This is a genomic window from Arthrobacter sp. EM1 (assembly GCF_029964055.1).
Classification (GTDB): Bacteria; Actinomycetota; Actinomycetes; order Actinomycetales; family Micrococcaceae; genus Arthrobacter.
The window spans coordinates 781,203-803,888 of sequence record NZ_CP124836.1; the positions used below are offsets into that span (position 1 = coordinate 781,203).

General features: G+C 66.4%; 17 protein-coding genes and 2 pseudogenes. 8 read left to right on the forward strand and 11 right to left on the reverse strand.

The annotated features are described in order from the left end of the window. The first annotated feature begins 77 nt into the window (after positions 1 to 77). Positions 78 to 926: a hypothetical protein gene (locus tag QI450_RS03485; RefSeq protein WP_226773640.1), complete on the forward strand. Its 849-nt coding sequence runs from the start codon at positions 78 to 80 to the stop codon at positions 924 to 926. An 85-nt stretch (positions 927 to 1,011) separates the two neighbouring features. Here the strand turns inward: QI450_RS03485 and QI450_RS03490 are convergent. Then, positions 1,012 to 1,405, reverse strand: a pseudogene (locus QI450_RS03490) (MFS transporter); the annotation flags it as partial. A gap of 254 nt (positions 1,406 to 1,659) precedes the next feature. Here QI450_RS03490 and QI450_RS03495 point away from each other — a divergent pair. Then, on the forward strand, positions 1,660 to 3,072 hold the full coding sequence (locus tag QI450_RS03495) for an MFS transporter (protein WP_226773639.1): 1,413 nt from the start codon (positions 1,660 to 1,662) through the stop codon (positions 3,070 to 3,072). A gap of 266 nt (positions 3,073 to 3,338) precedes the next feature. Here the strand turns inward: QI450_RS03495 and QI450_RS03500 are convergent, their stop codons facing one another. The 3 genes from QI450_RS03500 to QI450_RS03510 all read right to left on the reverse strand — a co-directional run bounded on the left by QI450_RS03500 (position 3,339) and on the right by QI450_RS03510 (position 6,798). Beyond that, positions 3,339 to 4,070: a glutamine amidotransferase gene (locus tag QI450_RS03500; protein ID WP_226773638.1), complete on the reverse strand. Its 732-nt coding sequence runs from the start codon at positions 4,068 to 4,070 to the stop codon at positions 3,339 to 3,341. A 78-nt stretch (positions 4,071 to 4,148) separates the two neighbouring features. Continuing rightward, complete coding sequence (locus tag QI450_RS03505) at positions 4,149 to 5,963, reverse strand: biotin carboxylase N-terminal domain-containing protein (protein ID WP_282468160.1); 1,815 nt, start codon at positions 5,961 to 5,963, stop codon at positions 4,149 to 4,151. Positions 5,964 to 6,120: 157 nt separating this feature from the next. Beyond that, positions 6,121 to 6,798 carry a Maf family protein gene (locus QI450_RS03510; RefSeq protein ID WP_226773636.1) on the reverse strand — a complete coding sequence of 226 codons (678 nt, stop codon included), beginning with the start codon at positions 6,796 to 6,798 and terminating at the stop codon, positions 6,121 to 6,123. Between the two features lie 368 nt (positions 6,799 to 7,166). On the opposite strand from QI450_RS03510, the pseudogene QI450_RS03515 reads away from it, so the two are divergent. After that, a pseudogene (locus QI450_RS03515) lies at positions 7,167 to 8,390 on the forward strand (DUF222 domain-containing protein); the annotation flags it as partial. Positions 8,391 to 8,756: 366 nt separating this feature from the next. On the opposite strand, the gene QI450_RS03520 reads toward QI450_RS03515, so the two are convergent. The 3 genes from QI450_RS03520 to QI450_RS03530 form a co-directional block, all read right to left on the reverse strand. Continuing rightward, a complete protein-coding gene (locus QI450_RS03520) occupies positions 8,757 to 11,297 on the reverse strand; it encodes an MMPL family transporter (protein WP_226773635.1) in 2,541 nt (846 codons plus the stop codon). Between the two features lies 1 nt (position 11,298). Next, a complete protein-coding gene (locus QI450_RS03525; RefSeq protein WP_226773668.1) occupies positions 11,299 to 11,982 on the reverse strand; it encodes a TetR/AcrR family transcriptional regulator in 684 nt (227 codons plus the stop codon). 78 nt (positions 11,983 to 12,060) lie between these two features. Further along, positions 12,061 to 12,453, reverse strand: coding sequence for a YbjQ family protein (locus QI450_RS03530; RefSeq protein WP_226773634.1), 393 nt, complete (start codon positions 12,451 to 12,453; stop codon positions 12,061 to 12,063). 213 nt (positions 12,454 to 12,666) lie between these two features. Here QI450_RS03530 and QI450_RS03535 point away from each other — a divergent pair, with 213 nt between their 5' ends. Continuing rightward, complete coding sequence (locus tag QI450_RS03535) at positions 12,667 to 13,242, forward strand: hypothetical protein (protein ID WP_226773633.1); 576 nt, start codon at positions 12,667 to 12,669, stop codon at positions 13,240 to 13,242. A gap of 92 nt (positions 13,243 to 13,334) precedes the next feature. Here the strand turns inward: QI450_RS03535 and QI450_RS03540 are convergent, their stop codons facing one another. The 4 genes from QI450_RS03540 to QI450_RS03555 form a co-directional block, all read right to left on the reverse strand. Continuing rightward, the gene (locus QI450_RS03540) at positions 13,335 to 14,783 is read right to left on the reverse strand and encodes a dicarboxylate/amino acid:cation symporter (protein WP_226773632.1); all 1,449 of its coding nucleotides are present in this window, start codon (positions 14,781 to 14,783) and stop codon (positions 13,335 to 13,337) included. A 209-nt stretch (positions 14,784 to 14,992) separates the two neighbouring features. Next, the gene (locus QI450_RS03545) at positions 14,993 to 16,702 is read right to left on the reverse strand and encodes a DUF885 domain-containing protein (protein WP_226773631.1); all 1,710 of its coding nucleotides are present in this window, start codon (positions 16,700 to 16,702) and stop codon (positions 14,993 to 14,995) included. Positions 16,703 to 16,795: 93 nt separating this feature from the next. Next, on the reverse strand, positions 16,796 to 17,032 hold the full coding sequence (locus QI450_RS03550; RefSeq protein ID WP_226773630.1) for an acyl-CoA carboxylase subunit epsilon: 237 nt from the start codon (positions 17,030 to 17,032) through the stop codon (positions 16,796 to 16,798). Continuing rightward, positions 17,029 to 18,612, reverse strand: coding sequence for an acyl-CoA carboxylase subunit beta (locus tag QI450_RS03555; protein WP_226773629.1), 1,584 nt, complete (start codon positions 18,610 to 18,612; stop codon positions 17,029 to 17,031). The genes QI450_RS03550 and QI450_RS03555 overlap by 4 nt, the downstream gene beginning before the upstream one ends. Positions 18,613 to 18,904: 292 nt before the next feature. Between QI450_RS03555 and QI450_RS03560 the strand changes: the two genes are divergently transcribed. The 4 genes from QI450_RS03560 (at position 18,905) to QI450_RS03575 (ending at position 22,510) form a co-directional block, all read left to right on the forward strand. Next, positions 18,905 to 19,795, forward strand: a complete 891-nt coding sequence (locus QI450_RS03560; protein WP_226773628.1) for an NAD(P)-dependent oxidoreductase — start codon at positions 18,905 to 18,907, stop codon at positions 19,793 to 19,795. 73 nt (positions 19,796 to 19,868) lie between these two features. Next, positions 19,869 to 20,798: a biotin--[acetyl-CoA-carboxylase] ligase gene (locus tag QI450_RS03565; RefSeq protein WP_226773627.1), complete on the forward strand. Its 930-nt coding sequence runs from the start codon at positions 19,869 to 19,871 to the stop codon at positions 20,796 to 20,798. Beyond that, positions 20,791 to 21,396 (forward strand): PH domain-containing protein, encoded by a 606-nt coding sequence (locus QI450_RS03570; RefSeq protein ID WP_226773626.1) that lies wholly within the window; start codon positions 20,791 to 20,793, stop codon positions 21,394 to 21,396. The genes QI450_RS03565 and QI450_RS03570 overlap by 8 nt, the downstream gene beginning before the upstream one ends. Beyond that, the gene (locus QI450_RS03575) at positions 21,386 to 22,510 is read left to right on the forward strand and encodes an adenylate/guanylate cyclase domain-containing protein (RefSeq protein WP_226773625.1); all 1,125 of its coding nucleotides are present in this window, start codon (positions 21,386 to 21,388) and stop codon (positions 22,508 to 22,510) included. Before QI450_RS03570 ends, QI450_RS03575 begins: the two co-directional genes overlap by 11 nt. The last annotated feature ends 176 nt before the right edge of the window (positions 22,511 to 22,686 follow it).

Sequence of the window (22,686 nt, forward strand, 5' to 3'; positions counted from 1 at the left end):
CAGCGTTGAAGCCCTTCGGCATGCTGCTAATGTGACGGCGTCTCAATCGCATCATTCTTAATTTCCCGGGGGAAAATATGCTCGATTTTTCAAAAGCTTCGCCGCGCACGAAGTTCGGTTGGCGCCCGACGGTCCTGTTTTGGGTCGTTGCGGTCGTTGTGTTCCTTCTGGCCCTCCTATTCGCCGCTGCAGGAGGCTTTGGTGCCGTCCTGATCCTCCTGGGCCTCATTGCCGTGGTGACCGGACTCTACGCGCTGTTGTTCAAGCGGCGATCGTGGGTAGGCATTCCGCACCGCAAGAGCGCACTGCTGGTTGCCGGCTCGGGAATTGCCCTTTTCATCGTCGGTGGCATTGTTGGCGGAGCGACGGCTTCGTCGACGGGCAACCAAAGCAGGTCTTCACTGGTTTCTCCGCAAGCATCCGCGAACGCGACGCCGACGCCGACGCCGACAGCCACGAATCCGGCGAAGTCGGCCTGCCTGACGGTCAACGAGACTAAAAGCTACAACGGCGATGTCTTTGTTTGCACGATGGGCGCGGATCAGCGTCTGGTGTGGTTGTCGGAAGCGGAGTCAAAGAAGATCGTTGCAAAGGCTGCCGCCGATAAGTTGGCAGCGGAGAAGGCTGCTGCGGACCAGTTGGCAGCGGAGAAGGCTGCTGCAGACAAGGCAGCGGCGGAGAAGGCTGCTGCAGACAAGGCAGCGGCTGACAAAGTTGCTGCCGACAAGGCAGCGGCGGATAAGGCTGCGGCAGACGCTGCCGCCCGACGGGCCCCCGCTCCCGCTCCTGCGGCTCCTCCGGTGGTCCCTGCAGTCCCCGCGGTACCCGCTCCGGTCGGGGGCACGATCATCTGCAAGGACGGTTACATCTGGCCCAGCGCCACGCGGCAGGGAGCATGCAGCAGGCACGGTGGCATCAGGAACTAAACCACAGCTGAAGTGCTGGACGGCATTCTGAATGAGAATGCCGGGGGTCTTTAGGCGCCCGGCATTCTCGTCTCCAAGTCAACTAGGCCAGGAGTGTGGTGGCGGTTGGGACGGCGAGCTGTGCGACGGCGGCGCCGAGGTTTCCGCCGCCGGCGTTTAGCCCCAGCGCCCAGCCCTTTTCGTGGGCCGGATGGAAGAAGGTGATATTGGCTATCGAGCTGGCGAAGTTGCCCCCCGCCGAAGCCGGCCAGCGCTGCCACGAAGAGCATGGTGCCGAAGGGGGTCTCCGGGTTGGAGACGCACAGGGCCAGGCCAGTTGAGGGGATGAGCAGCAGCAGGGCCGGGCCGATGGTCCAGTTGCGGCCGCCGAAGCGCGGACCATAAGGCATAGGGATCCCGGGGGTGGCGCCGACCAGGCTCGGCATGGAAATGAGCCAGATGATTTCCGAGGTGGTGAAGGTGAAGCCGGCCGCCGGCAGTAAGGTAAGCCGCGTTTCCGGGAGCCTCGCCGTTTGTTAACGTGCTGTGACGTTTGGCTATCGGCGCGTTTGTAACGGTGTTAGGGGTGGCGTGGGGCGTAGTGTGATGAGCACCACGTGAGACGAATCCCGGTGTCCAAATAGTGGAACACTTGTCCATTGGATGGACTGTTGGAACTATCATGTAATCCTACTTATCCCCATCCGGGCGGTCTCAATCATCACCGGTCCGGTCTTTATGAAAGCGCTACTACATGTCATCCACTGCCACTTCCGCAGAGCAGGGGTCCGCCAAGCCGGTGAACTCGCGCGGCCGCGTTATCGTCGCCAGCCTGATCGGGACCACCGTCGAGTTCTACGACTTCTACGTGTACGCCACCGCCGCCGTGCTCGTGTTCCCCAAACTGTTCTTCCCCGGTCAAAACGAGACCACCCAGCTGTTGAGCTCCTTCGCTGTCTTCGGCGTCGCGTTCGTTGCCCGGCCGCTCGGGTCCGTGATCTTTGGCCACTTCGGTGACAAGTTTGGCCGCAAGGGCACCCTGGTCGCCTCGCTGCTGACCATGGGTATCGCCACCTTCCTGATCGGCTGCCTGCCAACGGCGACCGTTCCCGGCTGGACCTTCTGGGCGCCTGCCCTGCTGGTTGTTATGCGCTTCGCCCAGGGGCTGGCCCTCGGCGGGGAATGGAGCGGCGCGGCGCTGCTGGCGACCGAGAACGCGCCGGTGAACAAGCGTGCCATCTACGGCACGTTCCCGCAGCTGGGTGCCCCGATCGGCTTTATCATCGCTAACGTGATCTTCCTGGTGTTCAGCTACACCCTGACGCCGGCCGCCTTCGAGGCGTGGGGCTGGCGCGTGCCGTTCCTGCTCAGCGCCGTGATGGTGATCATCGGCCTTTACGTCCGGCTCAAACTGATCGAAACCCCGGCGTTCACCAAGGTCCTGGAATCCAAAGAAGTTGCCAAGCTGCCGCTGGCCCGGGTCTTTAAGTCGAGCTGGCGCCAGCTGATTCTCGGGACGTTTATTATGCTCGCCACCTACGTGTTGTTCTACCTGATGACCACCTACACCTTGACCTACGGCACCCGCGCCTCCAGCCTTGAAACCGCCAAGGCCGCAGCCGAGAAGGCCGGCAAGCCGATGACGGAGGCCGCTGCAGCAGCGTTCGTCCCCGGCCTGGGCTACACCCGCAACGACTTCCTGTGGATGCTGATTGCCGGCGTCGTATTCTTCGGCATCTTCACACTGGTTTCCGGGCCGCTGGCCGAAAAGTACGGCCGCCGCAAGATGCTTATCGTCGTCACCGCCGGCATCTTCGTTTTCGGCCTGCTTTTTGTCCCGCTGTTCAGTGCCGGCTTCGTGGGCACCATGGCGCTGCTGATCATCGGCTTTTCGCTGATGGGGTTGACCTTCGGGCCGATGGGTGCGCTGCTGCCGGAGCTGTTCCCGACGAACGTGCGGTACACGGGCTCCGCCATCAGCTACAACTTCTCCAGCATCCTCGGTGCCGCGGTGGCCCCGTTCATCGCTGTCTGGTTGTGGGAATTGGCGAAGGGCAGCCCAGTGCTGGTCGGCATCTACCTTGCCGCCATGTCCGTGCTGACGCTGATCGCACTCTTCGTCAGCAAGGAAACCCGCGACCTGGAGTACACCAACAACGTCTCCTAATCCTCGATCCCAGGCCCGCTCCCTGGCCTGGTAGGGAGCGGAAATGCCCGGCGTGTTCACCGAACACGCCGGGCATTTCGGTGTCGCGGCGCTCCCGCAGGTCCGGTCGGGAAGGGCCCGGCGCTCCCGCAGGTCCGGTCGGGAAGGGGCCGACGCTCCCGCAGGTCCGGTCGGGAAGGGGCCGACGCTCCCGCAGGTCGATTCCGAGGATGCGGGAGGGTTGTTCGGATGGCGGCAGGATCTGCGGGAGGGTTGTTAGGGGCAGGCTAGCGGGAGTAGCGCTCCACGAAGTTTCGCAGGATCTGCATCGGTTCCGTGACGGTGGACCGCCTGACCTCCGCCAGCAGCGTTTCGGCCGAATCCGGCGGGAAGTACCCGGCATGGCGGTAGATATCGATCCGGGTCGCCAACCCGTCAACATCGAGCTCGGGGTGGAACTGGGTGGCGTACAGGTTGGTTTTAATCCGGAACATGTGCACCGGGCAGGCGGCGGAGCTGGCCAGAAGCACCGCGTGGGGAGGAAGGAGGGTGCAGGCTTCCTTGTGGCCGGTGAAGGCCGTGAAGCTCTCCGGCAGACCCCGCAGCAGGGGATCCACCAGGCCTTCCGCACTCAGCTTGATGCTCACACCGGCCAGCCCCTCGCCGTAAGTGCGGTCAATCACGGCGCCCTGGTGCCGGCCGAGCGTACCCACGCCGTAACAGGCACCGAGGAACGGGAAATCCAAAGGCACGATCCGGTCGAGCAGGGCCGCGAGTTCACGCTCCACCCGGTGCTGGACGTCGCTTTTTTGCCCGGCAGGATCACTGGAGGTGAACGGACTCCCTCCTACGATCACCCCCGAGTAATCGGACAGGTCCAGTGGGGGCAGCGGCGCGGCTTCCATCCGAATGCGCGTCAGCTGCGCGGGTTCGAGGCCGCCGTAGCGCAGGTAGGCTTCGTATTCATCCTCGGCGGCGGCGTCCTCGGCCCGGGACGCGAGGAGCAGGAAAGGTTTCACAGACCAAGTCTGCACGGGCGGAAGAGCGCTGCGCCAGAGGCGCGCCTGCGTCCTGCCCGTGCAGCAGTGGCCGGGAAGCTACTGGCCGGCTGCGTCCTCGATCAGAGCGATGATGGCGCCGGCGGAGACCGTCTCGCCGGCGGACGCTGTCAGTCCGATCACGATGCCGGCGCGGTGCGCTGTGAGCGGCTGTTCCATCTTCATGGCCTCGAGCACCACAACAAGGTCACCCTCGGCCACAAGGTCCCCCTCGCCGACAGCTACCTTCACGATGGTTCCCTGCATGGGGGACGTCAGGGCGTTGCCGCCGGCCGCCGCGACGGCCCCGCCGGCGCGCGAACGCTTCTTCGCCTTAGCCGGTTTAGCGGCGCCGCCGCCGGTACCCAACGACGCAGGGAGGACGACCTCAAGGCGTTTGCCGCCGACCTCGACGACGACGCGCTGGCGTTCGACGGCGTCGGGCGCTTCAGCCTCGGTGCCGGTCGGCGTCCACGCGGGGATGTCATTGACGAACGCCGTCTCGATCCAGCGGGTGTGGACCTTGAACGGGCCCTCGGCGGGGGCGAAATCCGGGTTGGTGACGACGGCGAGGTCAAACGGGATGACGGTGGGGATTCCCTCAACCACCATCTCTTCGAGGGCGCGGCGGGCGCGCTGCAGGGCCTGCGGGCGGGTGGCGCCGGTGATGATCAGCTTGGAGAGCATCGAGTCGAAGTTGCCGCTGATGACATCCCCCTGCTCCACCCCGGAGTCGATCCGGACGCCGGGTCCGGTCGGGTTCAACAGCCGGGTGATGGTGCCGGGGGCGGGCATAAAGCTCCGGCCCGGATCCTCGCCGGTGATGCGGAACTCGATCGAGTGGCCGCGGATCTCCGGGTCCCCGTAGCCGAGTTCCTCGCCGCGGGCCAGCCGGAACTGCTCGCGGACAAGGTCAATGCCGGTGACTTCCTCGGAGACGCAGTGCTCTACCTGGAGTCGGGTGTTGACCTCGAGGAAGGAGATGGTGCCGTCTTGGCCCACGAGGAACTCGCAGGTGCCGGCGCCAAGGTAGCCGGCCTCCTTGAGGATGGCTTTGGAGGATTCGTAGAGCCGGCGGTTCTGCTCCTCGGTGAGGAACGGGGCCGGTGCCTCCTCGACGAGCTTCTGGTTGCGGCGCTGCAACGAGCAGTCACGGGTGGAGACCACCACGACGTTGCCGTGCGCGTCGGCGAGGCACTGGGTCTCGACGTGCCGCGGGGCGTCCAGGAAGCGCTCAATAAAGCATTCGCCGCGGCCGAAGGCGGCGACAGCCTCGCGGACGGCCGACTCGAAGAGTTCGGGGATTTCCTCTCGGGTGCGGGCCACCTTGATGCCGCGCCCGCCGCCGCCAAAGGCTGCTTTGATGGCGATCGGCAAGCCGAACTTGTCCACAAACTCAAGGATTTCCTCGGCCGACTCCACCGGGTCGGCGGTGCCGGGAACCTGCGGTGCGCCGACCTTTTCGGCGATGTGGCGGGCCTGGACCTTGTCGCCCAGGGCGGCGATCGCGGCGGGGGAGGGCCCGATCCAGGTGATGCCGGCGTCGATCACCTTGGCGGCGAACTCGGCGTTCTCGGCGAGGAAGCCGTAGCCGGGGTGGATGGCGTCGGCGCCGGAGCGGTGGGCCACCTCGATCAGCTTGTCCATCACGAGGTAGGACTCGGCGGCGGTGTTGCCGCCCAGGGCGTAGGCCTCATCAGCAAGCTTTACGTGCAGGGCGTCGCGGTCCGGGTCCGCGTAGACCGCTACGGAGGCGATGCCTTCATCGCGGGCGGCGCGGATGATACGCACCGCGATTTCGCCGCGGTTGGCGATCAGCACCTTGCTCAGGGGGTGGGTTACTACGGCGGTGCCTTCTTGGGCTGATCGCTGCACGGGATTTGCGGACTGCTCCGAATTTGCTGACAAGGCGTCTCCTTCTTTCCTTCAGGGAGCCTAGCGCGGTTTTGTGGGTTCCGCCGATATTACTTGCGGATTCCGCGGGTAAAGCCCCTTGCCTTTGTAGGGTTGCTACAAGTGCGTGCGAATTAGCTCACTCGGCCCGGAGGAGGGCGGGATCGGCGGCACCGCTGGTCCACAATTCGGTGATGCCTACTTTCGCCTGTCCCAGCAGCCCGCGGAGGGTGGAAATGGACAGCCCGACGACGGCGTGCGGGTCCCCGTCGACCTTGCGGATGAACGCCCCGCCGTAGCCGTCGATCGTGAAGGAGCCGGCGCACTGCAGCGGCTCCCCGGTGGCGATGTAGGTGTCGATTTCCTCGGGGGTCATCTCCATAAAGTGGACTTCGGCGGAGGTGACGTGCCCGAGGGTGGCGCCGGAGCCGGCGGCCCGGGACTCGTCGGTGCCCTCGGTGTCCCGGCAGTCAACGAGCCAGTGCCCGGTGTGCAGGACGCCTTTGCCGCCGCTCATCCGGAGCATCCGCTCCCTGGCGACGTCGGCCGTGTAGGGCTTGCCGTGCGCCTCGCCGTCGAACTCAAACACGGAATCGCAGCCGATCACCAGCGCGCCGTCGGCTTCGGGCAGGGAGGCGACGGCCTCGGCCTTGGCGCGGGCGAGCAGCAGCGCGGTATCGTGCGGGTCCGTGACGCCGTAGCGGGCCTGGACGGCATCCTCGTCGACGTCCGAGACGAGGATCTCGTGCCGGATTCCGGCGTCGGTGAGCAGCTTGGTTCGGGCGGGGGACTGGGAGGCAAGAATGAGGCGGGTCACCGCTCCAGCCTAGTTCGTTGTGCCGGTAGTCGAGGTGACCTAATGTCCGAGGCCACTGGGAAAGTTCGTTCATAAAGGGGAATCAAGGACCGGAAGGGAACCTTCGCTGCGTGCTGGCGATGTCCGGCCGCGCGCTTCAGGAGATTAGTTTGCCCGAGAGCAGTACACGGCGGATCGAACTGAATTGGCGGGTGGCGGAGCTGGCCTTCGAAGCGGTTGGCCGGCTTCTATAGGCGTTCAATAATGTCGTAGCCCTGCGGAACACTTGACCTATGGACGGTTATGGGTCGACCGCGGCGGTTCCGGCAGCAATGGGGTGCACCTGCGCCTTTGGCTGCGGGAAGAAGCCGGGAACGGAAGAGGCAGCCATGGCTTTCGGGAGCGACGTGCCTGTGCCGGACGCTGCCTGGCTAATTGCTGAAATCCGGTCCCTGGAGGACCAAAAGTCCGCCCTGGCCGCCCGTCAGGCCCGGCTGTCCGTCGCTTTCGATCTGCTCCAGCGCCGCGAACAGTCGGACGCCGGGATGCCGGCCGCGGAGCTCGGTGCCGGGGTCGGGGCGCAGATCGCCCTCGCCCGCCGCGAATCACCCGCCAAAGGCAGCCGGCTTTTAGGGTTGGCGAAGGCCCTGGTCACCGAAATGCCCCACACCTTGGCCGCGCTGGAGGCGGGGCAGCTCAACGAATGGCGCGCCACCCTCCTCGTGCGTGAAACCGCGTGCCTGTGCGCCGACGGCCGCTGCGCCGTGGATGAGGAACTGGCGCCGGACACCGGAACCTTCGACGGCGCCGGAGACCGTGCGCTCGTCGCCGCGGCCCGCACCGCGGCCTACCGGCGCGACCCCCGCTCCGTCACCGGCCGTGCCAGCCACGCCGCCGCCGAACGCCACGTTAGCCTCCGCCCGGCCCCGGACACCATGTGTTATCTGACCGCCCTGCTCCCTGTCACCGAGGGCGTGGCTGTCCACGCAGCCCTGAGCAGGAATGCAGACAGCCTTCGCGCCGGCGGGGACCCCCGGACCCGTGGCCAGCTCATGGCGGATGCCCTTGTGGAGCGCACCACTGGAACCCCAGGGGGTATCAGCGGCATCGAGATCCAACTCGTGATGACCGACCGCACCCTCTTCCAGGCCGACAGCGAACCCGCCCGCCTCCCCGGCTACGGCATCGTCCCCGCCGGCTGGGCCCGCGAAGTTCTTGCCAACCCGGGTAACGGCGAAAACACGGCCTTGAACGTTTGGCTCCGCCGGCTCTTCACCGCGCCCGGCCCGGGCGAGCTGACAGCGGTGGAGTCGAAGGCCCGGCTCTTCCCGCCCGGGCTGCGTCGCTTCCTCACCATCCGGGACCAGACCTGCCGCACACCGTACTGCGACGCCCCGATCCGGCACGCCGACCACATCATCCCCTGGCACCAGAACGGCACCACCAGACACAGCAACGGCGCCGGGCTCTGTGAAGCCTGCAACCACACCAAAGAAACCCCCGGCTGGAGCTCACGGCCACGCCCTGGACCACTGCCGGGCCAACGGCACATCCTTGAAGTCACCACCCCCACCGGCCACAGCTATCACTCCACCGCTCCTCCGTTACCGGGGGCAGGTGCAGAAGCAGGCGCGGGGACAAGCGCGGGTGCAGGTGCAGAAGCAGGCGCGGGGACAAGCGCGGGTGCAGGTATGGAAGCAAGCGCAGGAGCAAGCGCAGAAGCAAGCGCGGGAAAAGGTGCAGACCCGCCGCAGCCGGACCCAGCGGTGGCCAGCCACCGCGACCGCCGCGACCGCCGCCGCGAACGCCGCGAACGCCGCGAACGGGCCAGGACGCTCCTTCGTGCCCGGGCGAAGAGCCGCCAAGGGGCCCAATGAGTAACCGGTAAGGCCGCCGTCGAACGTGCCCACAACAGAGCCGCCCGCCGATCAGAGTGATCAGCGGGCGGCCAGTTTGGTGCTTGGGGGCAGCCGGTGGAGCTACCGGGCAGCGGTTCCGGCGCTTTCCGCGACTGGATCCCCGGCGTCGGCATTGGGCTTGCGCAGCTTGGCACCTTCGACGTCCACATCCGGCAGGATCCGGTCCAGCCAGCGGGGCAGCCACCAGGCCTTTTCGCCGAGCAGGTACATCACGGCCGGAACGATCGTCATCCGGACCACAAAGGCGTCAATCAGCACGCCAAAGGCCATCGCAAAGCCGAGCGGCCGGACCATGTTCAGGTGCGAGAAGATAAAGCCCGAGAAAACACTGACCATAATGATCGCGGCGGCGGTAACCACCGCAGCGGCATGGCTGAAGCCGGAGCGGACCGCATGTTTGGCCGATTCGCCGTGCATATAGGACTCGCGCATGCCGGAGGCGATGAACACCTGGTAGTCCATCGCCAGGCCGAACAGCACACCGATCAGGATGATGGGCAGGAAGCTCAGCACTGCACCGGGGTTCTCGACGCCAAAGACAGCCCCGAGCCAGCCCCACTGATAGACCGCGACGACGGCTCCGAAGGCGGCGGCCAGCGAGAGCAGGAAACCGCCGGTCGCCAGCAGCGGAACCCAAATGGAGCGGAACACCAGCAGGAGCAGGACCAGCGAGAGGCCCACCACAATCATCAGGTAGGGCGGCAGCGCGTCACCGAGCTTGGTGGACACATCGACGTTGCCGGCGGTCTGGCCGGTGAGGCCGATGCTGACGCCGGTGGAGTCCTTGATCTGGCCCTTCTCGGCGCGGAGTTCGGAGACCACCCGGACGGTGCTGGCGCTGGCGGGGCCTTCCTTCGGAATGACCTGGAACACGGCGGTCCGGCGGTCCTCGCTCAGGGCCAGCGGCACGGCTGCGCTGACATTGTCGGTTCCGCGCAGGATGTCCGCGACGTCGAACTGCTTGGCCTGGGCCTCGGCTACGCTGAGTCCCGCCGGGAAGTCACCCACCACAATGATCGGGCCGGTCATGCCCTCACCGAAGCTTCGTTTGGTGACGTCATAGGCCTTGAATGCCTGCGAGGCGACCGGCTCGGAGCTGGCGTCCGGCAGGGCGAGCCGGAGCTGGCTGGCCGGCAGCGCCACAACCCCGAGCAGGACCACTCCGGCGAGCAGGGCCAGCCACGGGTGGTTGGTTACCACACCGCCCCAGCCGTGGCTGCTGCGGTACTCGTCCTTGGCACGGTCATCGGTTTCGTGGCCGGGCGCGGCATTGTGCTTTTCCGCCTTGGCCCAGGCCCGTTTAGAGATCAGTTTTCGGCCCACCAGGGAGAGGACGGCCGGCGTCAGTGTCAGGGCAACGACGACGGCGACGGCCACCGTCGCCGCGGCCGAGAGGCCCATCACGGCGAGGAACGGAAGACCCGGGACCACCAGGGCTGCGAGGGCGATGATCACGGTGAGGCCGGCGAAGAGCACGGCGTTGCCGGAGGTGCCGGTTGCCAGCGCCACTGACTCCTCGGGGTCCATGCCCGCGAGCATTTGGCCGCGGTGCCGATTGACGATGAACAGGGAGTAGTCGATCCCGACCGCAAGGCCAAGCATCAGTGCCAGCATCGGCGAGATGGAGCTCATGTCCATAGTGCCGCTGAGGGCAAAGGTGCCGCCCACTCCGACGGCGACGCCGACAATTGCCATCAGCAGTGGAAGTCCGGCGGCGATCAGGGTCCCGAGCATAATGATCAGCACCAGGGCGGCTACGGCGATGCCGAGAATTTCGGCGGTGCCAAAGAGCTCAGAGATGTCTTCGCTGATTTCCTTGCTGGGCAGCGCAGTGACGTTGGCGGCGGAAACCTCCTTGGCGATGTCCTGGACTTCCTGGCGGACCTCTGGCTTGAGCCCGTTGATTGAGGTCTTGAACTGGACCTGTGCAATCGCGGCCTTGCCGTCCTCGGAGACGAAACGGAGGCCCTTCGAGGCTTCCATCTGGCGTGCTCCCAGGGCCAGCTTGGCTTCGCCTGCCTGGAGGTCCTTGGTGCCGGCGTCCAGCTTTGCCTGACCGTCGGCGAGGGCCGCCTTCTGCTGGCCGAGCTGTGCCTCGATCGCGGCGGGCGCCATACCGGCCGCCGTCATTTGCTGCTCGGCCGCGTCCAGCTTGGCTTTTCCTGCCGCGAGTTCTGCGGCGGACTGCTCCAGCCGGGCTTTCCCGGCGGCGGACTGCTCCTGGCCTGCTGCCAGATCCGTGCCCGCCTTATCCAGCTGCGCCTGGGTGGCGAACGGATCAACCGTTCCCTGAACGTCGGGGAGCGTCTTGAGCTTGGCCAGCGCAGCCGTGACGGCTTCCTTTCCGGCCTGGCTGAACTGGGCATCGTTCGCTTCGAAAACCACACTCGCGGAGCCGCCGGAGGATGCGGGGAGCTCATTTTTGAGCTTGTCCGCCATCTGCTGGGTCTCGGTTCCCGGGATCTGGAAGTTGTTGGACAAGGTGCCGTGGAAAGCGGCTGCCGCGCCGCCGACCGCCACCAACACCGCGAGCCATACGGAGATGACAAGCCAGCGGTGCCGGTAGGAGAACTTGCCGAGGCGGTAGAGCAAAAGTGCCATGTCAGAGCCGATCTGCGAAAAGGGTGGAGTTGGAGTTGGCGGCCGGAGTGCCGGCCTGAAGGGTCCCGGGGCGGGCAAATCCGGAGCCGAGCAGGCTCATGGAATCGATCAGGAGCTGCCGGAGGACGGATAGGGACTCCGGTGTGAGTGATCCGCCGCACCGGGCGAACCAGACATCCATGGCGGCTTTGCCACAGGAGATTACTGAGCCGGCCAGTGCCCGGAGGTACAGCTCATCGAGTTCGACGCCGCCGCCACTGACACGCTCGCGGGCTGCGGTGATGATCTGGCCCGTGCAGTGGTCCCAGGCTTCCAGCTCGGAGCGGCTCAGCAGCGGATAGGCCTGGCCGAGGCTGTACAGCTCGGCCAACGGGGCCACCGTCATCGGATCGGCCAGTTCCGCCAGCGCGGCACGGGCGGAGTCCAGGAAGGGTTCTCCGGCCGGGCGCAGCCGGAACTGCTGAAGGGCCTTGTCCAGGAAGCCGAAGGTGACCGCGGCGATGGCGGCTTCGGTGCTGCCGAAATAGTTAAAGAACGTGCGGCGCGAGATTCCGGCAGCATCAGCGATGTCCTCGACCGTGAAGTTGCCCGGACCATTGGATCGGAGCAAGGCCAGCGCTGAGTCGATGATGGCCTGGCGGGTGGCGGCCTTGTTCAGCTCACGGCGCGACGGCGCCTCGGGCAGGGTCTCGGCCGCAGGAGGTACCGCGGCTCGGGAGGGCAGGGATGGATGCACGTATTTACACTACGTGCATGTTTGCACTCAGGGCAAATTTCTGTCCGCGGCAGCTTGGCTCAGGAAGGCCGACTGGCCGGTGGCCCCCGGTTCGCCGGCCGGGATCGGCACGATGAATACCGCTGTACCGTAGGCGCAGACCTCGGTCCACGTGGTCCCCAGCTGGGAGTTGTCGAAACGCAAGGCAACTATGGCGTTGGCCCCGCGTTGTTCCGCCTCTGTGACCATCCGCGCCATCACCTGCTGCCTGCTCTCGTAGAGCATGCGCGTCATTTCGGGCAGTTCCCCGCCGCCAAGGGAACGGAAGCCGGCCATCACCTGGCCGCCGATATCCCGGGCGCGGACGGTAAGGCCCATGACCTCGCCGAATACTGCGTCAATCCGGTGGCCGGGGATGTCATTGGAGGTCACGATCAGCATGCACCGAGCCTACCGACTCCGGAGCTCCCCGGACCGGAACCGCAGCGCGGAAACCGGCCAAAGTTCCGGCAGGCGGCGACCGCCTGGCTTCACAGGAAGATGAAAGGTTCCGGACAGCTTCTGCCGAAGTGCCCGGCGGAGACTGGAACTACGTCTTGGAAGAGACAATCACCAATGGCAGCGGGCACGAAGCTGCAGAACAGGAGACAGCGCATGTCACGAACGAAGAGAATGACACTCGCGATTTCGGCCGGGGCCCTGGCCCTCGGAGCCGGGCTTGGGGTCACCGGGATGGCCTCAGCCGCCACCACGCCGACCCCCAGCCCCAGCTCCAGCGCTTCGACAGAGGCAACGCCGGGCGCCACCGAGGGTGGGGGCATGCGGGGCGGACACGGACACGGTGGTGGCGATCGCGGCGCAGCCCAGGCTGCCGAACTCGCTGCCAAGCTCGGCGTGGACGAGGCCAAGGTAACGGAGGCCCTGAAGGCGTTCCGCGAAGCCAATAAGCCGGCCACACCGCCGGCCGAAGGCACCAAGCCGGACCGGGCCACCAGGGAGGCGGCACTGGCGAAGTCACTCGCTGCCTCCCTCGGAATCGATGAATCCAAGGTCACCACGGCGCTGGAGGAGCTGCGCACCGCTGCACAGGCCGACCGGGCTGCGGTATTAAAGACCCGTCTGGACAAGGCCGTCACCGATGGCACCCTGACCCAGGCCGAGGCGGACGCCGTGGCAAAGGCAGTGGCAGCGGGAGTTATCGGCGGGGGCGAAGGCCGGGGCGGACACTAGGATCCTGCGTCGCCGCCGTCCCTGAGCCGGCAACACCAATGAAGTCCCCGGGAACCTCCCGGGGACTTCCTTTGGTTCTGCCCGGGGCCGGGTTATCCCTTGGCGGCGGCCAGCTCGCGGCCATCCGGGGACGCTGCGGGAGCGGCTGCGGCGGAAGGGTCGACGGCGCCGGCGGCGGTTTCGTCGTCGTCCGCGAACGGGTCACCGTTGCGCGGTGCGTTGTAGAGCGACTCGTCGAGGATGCCCTGGCGCTTGGCCACGATGGTGGGGATCAAAGCCTGCCCGGCCACGTTGACCGCAGTGCGGCCCATGTCCAGGATCGGGTCGATCGCCAGCAGGAGTCCGACGCCGGCCAGCGGCAGTCCCAGTGTGGAGAGCGTCAGGGTCAGCATAACGACGGCGCCGGTGGTTCCGGCGGTTGCGGCGGAGCCCAGCACGGAGACGAGGGCAATCAGCAGGTACTGGGTGAAGTCCAGCTGGATGCCGAAGAACTGGGCCACGAAGATCGCCGAGACGGCCGGGTAGATTGCGGCGCAGCCGTCCATCTTGGTGGTGGCGCCAAGCGGCACGGCGAAGGAGGCATAGGCGCGGGGTACGCCCAGGCTGCGTTCGGTCACGCGCTGGGTCAGCGGCAGGGTACCCACGGATGAGCGGGAGACGAAGGCCAGCTGCACGGCGGGCCAGACGCCGGAGTAGTACTGCTTGACGGACAGGCCGTGGCTGCGGATGAGGACCGGGTAGACCACAAACAGCACCAGGGCCAGGCCCACGTAGATGGCGAAGGTGAACTTGCCCAGCGAACCGATGGTGTCCCAGCCGTAGATCGCCACGGCGTTGCCGATCAGGCCGACGGTGCCGAGCGGGGCGACCCGGATGATCCACCAGAGGACCTTCTGGATCACGGCCAGGGCTGCGGCGTTGAGGTTCAGGAACGGCTCGGCGGCCTTGCCCACCTTCAGGGCTGCGATGCCAACGGCGACCGCGATCACCAGGATCTGCAGGACGTTGAAGCTCACCGAAGTGGTGGCGACGCCGTCGGCCACGGTAGTGCTGGCGCCGAGGCCCAGGAAGTTCTTCGGGAACAGGCCGACCAGGAAGGCCCACCAGTCGCCGGACTTGCCGTTGTACTTGGCCTCCTGGGTGATGCCGGTATTGGCGCCGGGCTGCAGGAACACCCCCAGGCCGATGCCGATCAGCACGGCGATCAAGGCGGTGATGGCGAACCAGAGCAGTGTGTTCCAGGCCAGCCGGGCGGCGTTGGAGACGGCACGCAGGTTGGAGATGGAGCTCACGACTGCCGTGAAGATAAGGGGCACTACGGCGGTCTGCAGCAGCGAGACGTAGCTCGAGCCGATGGTCTGCAGGGTTGCGCCGAGGGCATTGGGGTTCGCCTTGGTGCTGCCCGTGTACTTGGCCAGCAGGCCGAGACCCAGGCCTACGATCAGGGCGGCGATGATCTGGAAGCCGAACGAGCCGGCCCACTTGGGCAGCTGGAAGCCGGTCTTTCCGGCGGATGCGGGGGTGCTTGTCTGAGTGCTCACTGGAACACGCTAGGACTGCGGCACTTAGCACGGCGAACGAACGTTGAGAAATGTTACGCGGGGGGTTTTCGGTCCCGGCCACGGAATCACGGGATTTCCGCCGGAAGACTACCCGTTTGTGAAGTTATTCCCCGGTCGAATGTGGCGATTGTCTCGTGAAGCAGGGATAGGAGGATGGCCGATCTCCGGGACGGAGGGTCGTTGCGGGCCTATCCCAGCAGCGCCCGCTTCAGGGTGTCCAGTCCGACGGAGCCCAGGTTGAGCGCCTTGGTGTGGAAGGCCTTCAGGTCAAAGCCCGGCCGGGATTCGAGCTCGGCGCGGATCTGCTCCCACAGCCGCTGGCCCACCTTGTACGACGGCGCCTGGCCCGGCCAACCGAGGTAGCGGGTGAATTCGAAGCTCAGCTGGCCTTCGCTGATGGCGAGGTTCTGCTGGAGGAAGCCGTACCCTTGCTCCGGAGTCCAGGTGCCCGACCCCCAACGCTCGGGCACCTCCAGCTCCAGGTGGACACCAATGTCGAACACCACGCGGGCGGCACGCATGCGCTGCATGTCCAGCATGCCCATGTGGTCACCAGGGTCCGTAAGGTAGCCCAACTCCTGCATCAGCTTCTCGGCGTAGAGCGCCCAGCCTTCACCGTGACCGGAGGTCCAGCAGACGTTCCGGCGCCACTTGTTCAGCAGCTCCCGGCGGTAGGTTGCGGTCGCCACCTGCAGGTGGTGGCCGGGGACGCCCTCGTGGTAGACCGTGGTGGTCTCGGCCCAGGTGGTGAAGGTGTCCTCACCCGGCGGGACGGACCACCACATCCGGCCCGGACGGCTGAAGTCGTCCGAGGGTCCGGTGTAGTAGATGCCGCCTTCATCAGTCGGGGCAATCTTGCACTCCAGGGTCTTCATCACCTCCGGGATGTCGAAGTGCACTCCCGCGAGGTCGGCCACGGCCTTGTCGGAAAGCTCCTGCATCCAGGCCTGCAGGGCATCGGTGCCCTTAAGCTGCCGGGCGGGGTCGTTGTTGAGGATCTCCTTGGCTTCCCCGATCGTGGCGCCGGGACGGATCTGCCCGGCCACATGCTCCTGTTCGGCGATCAGCCGGTCGAGCTCCTGCACACCCCAGGCGTAGGTTTCCTCGAGGTCCACGGTGGCGCCCAGGAACGCGCGGGAGGCCAGCGCGTAGCGCTCACGGCCCACTGCGTCCTTCGCCGGGGCAACGGGCAGCAACTCGGACTCGAGGAAGCCGGCCAGCCGGGAGTAGGCGACGCGCGCGGCGGCAGCCCCGGCGTCGAGCTTGGACTGCACGTCCTCGGGCAGCGGGCCCGCCGTGGTCTTGGCGTTGGCGGCCAGCCTGGCGAAGAAACCGTCCTCTGCGGCGTGCTTGGTGGTCTGCTCGATCACAATCTCCACCTGGCGGGCGGCGGCGACCTTGCCGCCCTCCTTGGCGGCGCGCAGCGACACTATGTAGCCGTCCAGCGCGTCGGGAACGTTGGTCGCGCGGCCGGCAATGTGGTCCCACTGCGCGGCGGTGTCCGTCGGCATCAGGTCGAAGATTGCGCGGATCTCCTGCGCCGGGGAAGCGATGTTGTTCAGCTCCGCCAGGCCCCAGCCGGAGTCGTGGATTTCCAGCTGCAGGCCCAGGCGCTCGCGCATGGCATCGAGGGTGACGGCGTCGACGTCGTCCGCCGGTTCCAGGCCGTCCAGCGCCGTTAGGGCCTCGCGCGCGGCAGCGGCGAAACCCTCGTGCCCGGCGGGGGAGTAATCCTGGTATTCCGTCTCGTGGCCCGGAAGGCCAAGCTCGGTGGCGAAGCTCGGGTTGAGCCGGATCAGGGTCTCCGTAAAAGCGTCGGCGACGGCGTCGATGGCGGTGTGCGCCCGCCCGGGACCCGGGTTGTTGGCAGCTGTGGTGTCAGGGGTTTCTATACTCACCCGACAGACACTAGCCGGGCCCGGGCCGTTATGAAAGGGTTGCTGCACTTTCCCCGGTGGCTGACGGCCGGAACCCAACCTGGGGAGGGAGGCTCAGCCCCGGCTGCGCTTCCACGAGCCAGGCCCGGGCCCGGGTGCCAGCTGCAGCTGCTGCCGGCGGATCCAGTGCCGGGCGCTTGGCTTGTCCGTGCCGGCCGGCTCGCTGCTGCCCAGGGAAAGCACCACTGCTGTCAGGGCCGCGAGTTCCTCGGGTGTCGGCTCGCCCTTGACCACGGCGAGCAGTGGGTGCTCCGCCGGCTGCGCATCCCCGGGCTCGAATGCCGACGTCACAGCGGGATGTTCCCGTGCTTCTTCGCAGGCAGGCTGGCGCGCTTGTCCCGCAGGGCACGGAGGCCCTTGATGATCTGCACCCTCGTCTCGGACGGGGCGATCACTGCGTCCACATAGCCGAGCTGGGCTGCCTGGTAGGGGTTGAGCAGCTCCTCTTCGTACTGCCGGATGACCTCGGCACGCTTGGCTTCGACGTCGCCGCCGGCTTCCGCGACTGCGGCGAGTTCGCGGCGGTACAGGATGTTGACGGCGCCCTGGGCGCCCATCACACCGATCTGCGCGGTCGGCCACGCCAGGTTGAGGTCGGCGCCGAGCTTTTTGGAGCCCATCACGATGTACGCTCCGCCGTAGGCCTTGCGGGTGATGACCGTCAGCTTCGGCACTGTCGCTTCGGCGTAGGCGTAGAGCAGCTTGGCGCCGCGGCGGATGATGCCCTGGAATTCCTGGTCCTTGCCGGGCAGGAAGCCTGGCACGTCCACGAGCGTAATGATCGGAATGTTGAACGCGTCGCAATGCCGGACAAAGCGGGCAGCCTTCTCCGAGGCCGCGATGTCCAGCGTGCCCGCGAACTGCATGGGCTGGTTGGCCACAATGCCCACGGTGTGGCCTTCGACCCGGCCGTAGCCGATGATGACGTTCGGTGCGTACAGCGACTGCATCTCCAGGAAGTGTGCGTCGTCCACGATCTGCTCAATGACCTTGCGAATGTCGTACGGCTGATTGGCCGAGTCCGGGATCAGCGCGTCCAGGGCGAAGTCTTCGTCGTCGAGTTCCAGCTCTTGGGAATGCTCCAGCACCGGGGCCTCGGCGAGGTTGTTGGAGGGCAGGAAGTCCAGGAGTTCGCGGACGAACTCGACCGCGTCGGCCTCATCGGAGGCCAGATAGGTGGACGTTCCCGTGTTGGTGTTGTGCTGGCGGGCGCCGCCCAGGGTTTCCATGTCCACGTCTTCGCCAGTGACCGTCTTGATCACGTCCGGGCCGGTGATGAACATGTGGGAGGTCTTGTCCACCATCACCACGAAGTCGGTCAGGGCGGGGGAGTAGGCCGCGCCGCCGGCGGAGGGGCCCATGATGAGGGAAATCTGGGGGACAACGCCGGAGGCATGGACGTTGTTTCGGAAGATGTCCGCGAACATCGCCAGCGAGGCAACGCCCTCCTGGATCCGTGCTCCGCCGCCGTCGAGGATGCCAACAACAGGGCAGCCGTTGCGCAGCGCGAATTCCTGGACCTTAACGATCTTCTCGCCGTTGACCTGGCTCAGGGAGCCGCCGTAGACGGAGAAGTCCTGGCTGTACACGGCTACGGGCCGGCCGTCCACCGTGCCGTAGCCGGAAACCAGGCCATCGCCGAGCGGCTTCTTCTTCTCCATGCCGAAGGCCGTGGAGCGGTGCACGGCCAGGGCATCAAACTCGACGAAGGAGCCGGCGTCGAGCAGCAGGTCGATCCGCTCGCGGCCGGTGTTTTTGCCGCGGGCGTGCTGCTTCTCGATCGCTTCCGGGCCGGAGGGCTGAACAGCTCGGGCCTGGCGGTCGCGGAAATCGGCAATCTTTCCCGCGGTCGTGGTCAGATCGTGGCTCATCAAGTGTCTCCGGCTCTGTAGCTGATGTTCTGCTGAATCGTGGTGGTATTCATGGTGCGCGGTGCGGTGGCCCCGTCCGTGTGGCGCTTTAGCTGGTCTCCACAAAAACCGGTCCTTGTTGGCAAGTCTAGTGACGCTATTGGCCCAGGCCGCTGTAGAAAACCTACAATAATCGCCCCGACTCTCACCGGCACCACCACCCCGGCCGGCCCGGAAATTGTCCGGACCGGAGCATCGCCGGGCGCCGCATCAGTGTTACTGGTCGGTAACATGAGTCGGCTAGAGTGTCCTTATGACTTCGAGCACTGATGCTTCGGGCGCCGCCGCAGGGCCCTACCAGGCCGCCGGTTCCCTCCAGGGCCGCACCATCCTCATCTCCGGGGGAAGCCGCGGCATCGGGCTGGCCATCGCTACCCGCGCCGCGCGCGACGGCGCCAACATCGTGCTGATGGCCAAGACCGGCCAGCCGCACGCCAAGCTGGAGGGAACTGTCTACTCCGCCGCCGAACAGATCGAGGCGGCAGGCGGGCAGGCGCTGCCGCTGGTCGGTGACGTGCGCAACGACGCGGATGTTGCCGGCGCCGTCGCAGCCGCCGTCGAACGCTTCGGCGGGATCGACATAGTCATCAACAACGCCTCCGCCATCGATCTTTCCAAGACCGACAAAGTCGACATGAAGCGCTACGACCTGATGCACGACATTAACGTCCGCGGCACCTTCCTGCTCTCCAAGCTCGCCCTGCCGGCGTTGCGCGAATCCGACGCCGGCCAGATCCTGACGCTCTCCCCGCCGCTGAACCTGGACCCCAAGTGGGCCGGCCTGCACCTGGCCTACACAATGGCGAAGTACGGCATGAGCCTGACCACCCTGGGCCTCGCCGAGGAGCTGAAGATCGACGGAATCAACGTGAACTCGCTCTGGCCCTGCACCCTGATCAACACCGCCGCAATCCGCAATATGCCGGGCGGCGAAAAGATCGTCCAGGGTGCCCGCGGCCCCGAAATCATGGCGGACGCCGCCCATGCGGTGTTGACCAGCAGCAATGCGATTCCGGAATCCGGCAGCTGGAGCGGGAACTTCTACACCGACGAGCAGGTCCTGGCCGCCGCCGGGGTCACCGACTTCACCGGCTACAGCCTTGGCGCACCGGAAGACCGGCTCATTCCTGACATCTTCCTCTGAGTTCACTGTGGTTTCGGTGCCGCCGGCGGAGCGGGAAGCGCCACCCCGGCGCTGACTCGGTAGGATTCAAAGCATGGAAGCCGCGCAGGAAGCCCCGGACCGTCCGCCCTTTGACCTCAACGCCCTCAGCGATCAGGCGTTCCTCGCCGCGGCCGGGATACCGCAGCTGACGGTGGTCGACTCGACCGGTTCCACCAACGCGGACCTGCTCCGCGGTGTCACCGAAGACCCCCGCTCGTACCCGGATCTCACAGTGCTCACCGCCGAATACCAGAGCGCCGCCCGCGGCCGCCTTGACCGGCGCTGGGAGGCCCCTGCCGGAAGCTCAATCTCCGTCTCGGTGGTGCTGCGCCCGGTCAATGCCGGGGGAAGGCCGCTGCCTACCCAGAGTTACTCCTGGCTTTCGCTGCTGGCGGCCCTCGCCCTGCGTGAGGCACTGCTGGAAACGGCCGGAATTCCCGCGGAACTCAAATGGCCCAACGACGTACTGGTCCGTGGCCGGAAGATTGCCGGCATCCTGGCCCAGCTGGGCCCCAGGGACGGCGGCGCCGTGCCGCCCGTGGTGCTGGGGACGGGGCTGAACGTTACCCTCACCCAGGCCGAACTCCCGGTGCCTACCGCCACGTCCGTCCTGCTGGAGCACCCGACCACAGTGGATCGGACCGAACTGCTGAAGAGCTACCTGTCCCGGTTCGCCACCCTTTACCGCAGTTTCTGCAACGCCGACGGCGATCCCGCCGCGGGGCTGGCAGGGGGTCCCGCACTGCACAAGCGGGTCGAGCATGTGCTGACGACGCTGGGTAAGCAGGTCCGCGCGCAGCTCCCGGGGGACCATGAAATCATCGGCCACGCCACCCGCCTGGATGACTACGGCTCCCTGCTGGTGGTGGACGCCGGCGGGCACGAGCACGTGGTGACTGCCGGTGACGTTGTGCACCTGCGGCCCTGGTCGCCGCCAGGCGAGGGAACCAACCCCGGAAGTGCCCCAAGCGGTTATGCGTAAAGAGCTGCTCCCGGGCGAACAGGTCATTGTGATCACCCGGCCGCAGCCGCGGACCCTGCTGTGGCCGGCGTTGGCGTTTATCCTTGTTCCTGCCCTCGCGGCCTTTGCCAGCGCCTGGATAGTCAAGGGCGGCCCGGCCAAGCTCGCCCCGGTCCTCGCAAATGAGGCGGCAAACGCGACGCCCTGGCTGATCGGGAGCTGTGTGGTTCTCGCCGCCTCGGTGCTGCTGGGCTATTGCCTGCCCCGGACCATAACCTGGCAGACCACAAAGTACATCCTGACCAGCCAGCGCCTGATTGCCCGGTACGGCATGCTCAGGCGGCGGGATCAGCAGGTTTTCCTGGCCGCAGTCCGTAATGTGGTGATCCACCAGTCGTTGCTCCAACGCGTATTGCGCTCCGGGAATATATCCTTGGAAGCCGGGCACCCCGCGGGCATGGTGGTTCCCGACGTCCCGGAAGTCGCGACGTTCCGAAATTTCATCCTCGACGCCATTAATGAACTCCCGCGGGAGGTTCCAGGCGCCGTGGATCTGATGCACAACCCCGATCCGGTCTGGCCGGGGGAGACGAGAGAAGGTGGAAGAAATGAGCGCTGAGAACGTTCCCCCGGAGCAGCCCCGGGCTGAACCAGCAGAACCGGACGCCATCGCCCCTCCCACCGGGACCATGTCCGCCGAACGCATCGCGTTGAAAGCCCTGGAGCAGCGGCTGCTCGGCGGGGAACGCAAGCTCCGCCGCCGTGAAGTCGCCGCCGGCGCGGGCCTCTCGCTGCTTTCCGCCCGCAAACTCTGGCGTGCCCTGGGTTTTCCCAACATCGGCGACGAGGACGTCGCCTTTACCGAACGTGACCAGGCCGCGCTGAACACCATCGTGGATTTGGTCCGCGCCGGCAAACTCACCGAGGAAGCCGCGATTTCCGTCACCCGCGCCATCGGCCAGATGACGGACCGGATGGTTGTCTGGCAGGTCGAGGCGCTGGTGGAGGACATGGTTGACCAGCAGGGCGTCTCAGACCCTGTCGCCCGCAAAAACATGGTCAGCCAACTGCCTTCGCTCGTGGACGCGCTCGAGGAGATGCTGGTTTACTCCTGGCGCCGCCAGCTCAACGCCGGCGTCCAGCGCCTGGCTGTCCGCGCCGAGGCCGGGCTGGCTTCCAGTGAGGAAGGCCGCGAAGGTGACGAGGATGACGCCCCGCTTCCGCTGGCCAGGGCGGTCGGCTTCGCGGACCTGGTCTCGTACACGAGCCTGTCGCGCCGGATGAACGAAAAGACCCTTGCCCAGCTGGTGCAGCGTTTCGAGAACAAGTGCGCCGAGATTATTTCGGTGGGCGGCGGCCGCCTCGTCAAGACGGTGGGCGATGAAGTCCTCTACATTGCCGAAACACCCGCAGCCGGCGCCGAGATCTCCCTCGCCCTGTGCCAGGCCTTCACCGACGATGAGATCCTGCCGCAGGCCCGGGTGGCGATGGTGTGGGGCCGGATCCTGTCCCGGCTCGGCGACATCTACGGACCCACGGTGAACCTGGCGGCCCGGCTCACCGCGCTGGCGGACCCGGGCACTGTGCTCGTTGACTCGATGACCGCGGCCGCGCTGGAACAGGACGACCGCTTCGTCCTTCAGCCGCGGCCGGCCGAAGACGTCCGCGGCTTCGGCGAAATCCACCCGGTCCAGTTGCAGCGCGGCAGTGGCCGCGGACTGGTCCTGGACTAAAGCAGCCGCCGGGCTGCGCCGATGCCGTCCCGTCCGGCCGTGAACCGGCAGGTGTTTCTCTAATCGATGGTTGATATGGAATAGTCGACGCTATCTGGCAACCACACGCGCAATGCGCCCTGTGCCGTGGCCGGGACTTTCTGGGGGACATAAGCACACATGAAGACCTTCCTTGA

Coding starts and splice junctions, on each gene's coding strand:
- QI450_RS03535 (WP_226773633.1), top strand. CDS start 12,667: ATGTCACGAACGAAGAGAATGACACTCGCGATTTCGGCCGGGGCCCTG.
- QI450_RS03520 (WP_226773635.1), bottom strand. CDS start 11,297: ATGGCACTTTTGCTCTACCGCCTCGGCAAGTTCTCCTACCGGCACCGC.
- QI450_RS03565 (WP_226773627.1), top strand. CDS start 19,869: ATGGAAGCCGCGCAGGAAGCCCCGGACCGTCCGCCCTTTGACCTCAAC.
- QI450_RS03485 (WP_226773640.1), top strand. CDS start 78: ATGCTCGATTTTTCAAAAGCTTCGCCGCGCACGAAGTTCGGTTGGCGC.
- QI450_RS03530 (WP_226773634.1), bottom strand. CDS start 12,453: ATGCTGATCGTGACCTCCAATGACATCCCCGGCCACCGGATTGACGCA.
- QI450_RS03575 (WP_226773625.1), top strand. CDS start 21,386: ATGAGCGCTGAGAACGTTCCCCCGGAGCAGCCCCGGGCTGAACCAGCA.
- QI450_RS03555 (WP_226773629.1), bottom strand. CDS start 18,612: ATGAGCCACGATCTGACCACGACCGCGGGAAAGATTGCCGATTTCCGC.
- QI450_RS03570 (WP_226773626.1), top strand. CDS start 20,791: ATGCGTAAAGAGCTGCTCCCGGGCGAACAGGTCATTGTGATCACCCGG.
- QI450_RS03560 (WP_226773628.1), top strand. CDS start 18,905: ATGACTTCGAGCACTGATGCTTCGGGCGCCGCCGCAGGGCCCTACCAG.
- QI450_RS03495 (WP_226773639.1), top strand. CDS start 1,660: ATGTCATCCACTGCCACTTCCGCAGAGCAGGGGTCCGCCAAGCCGGTG.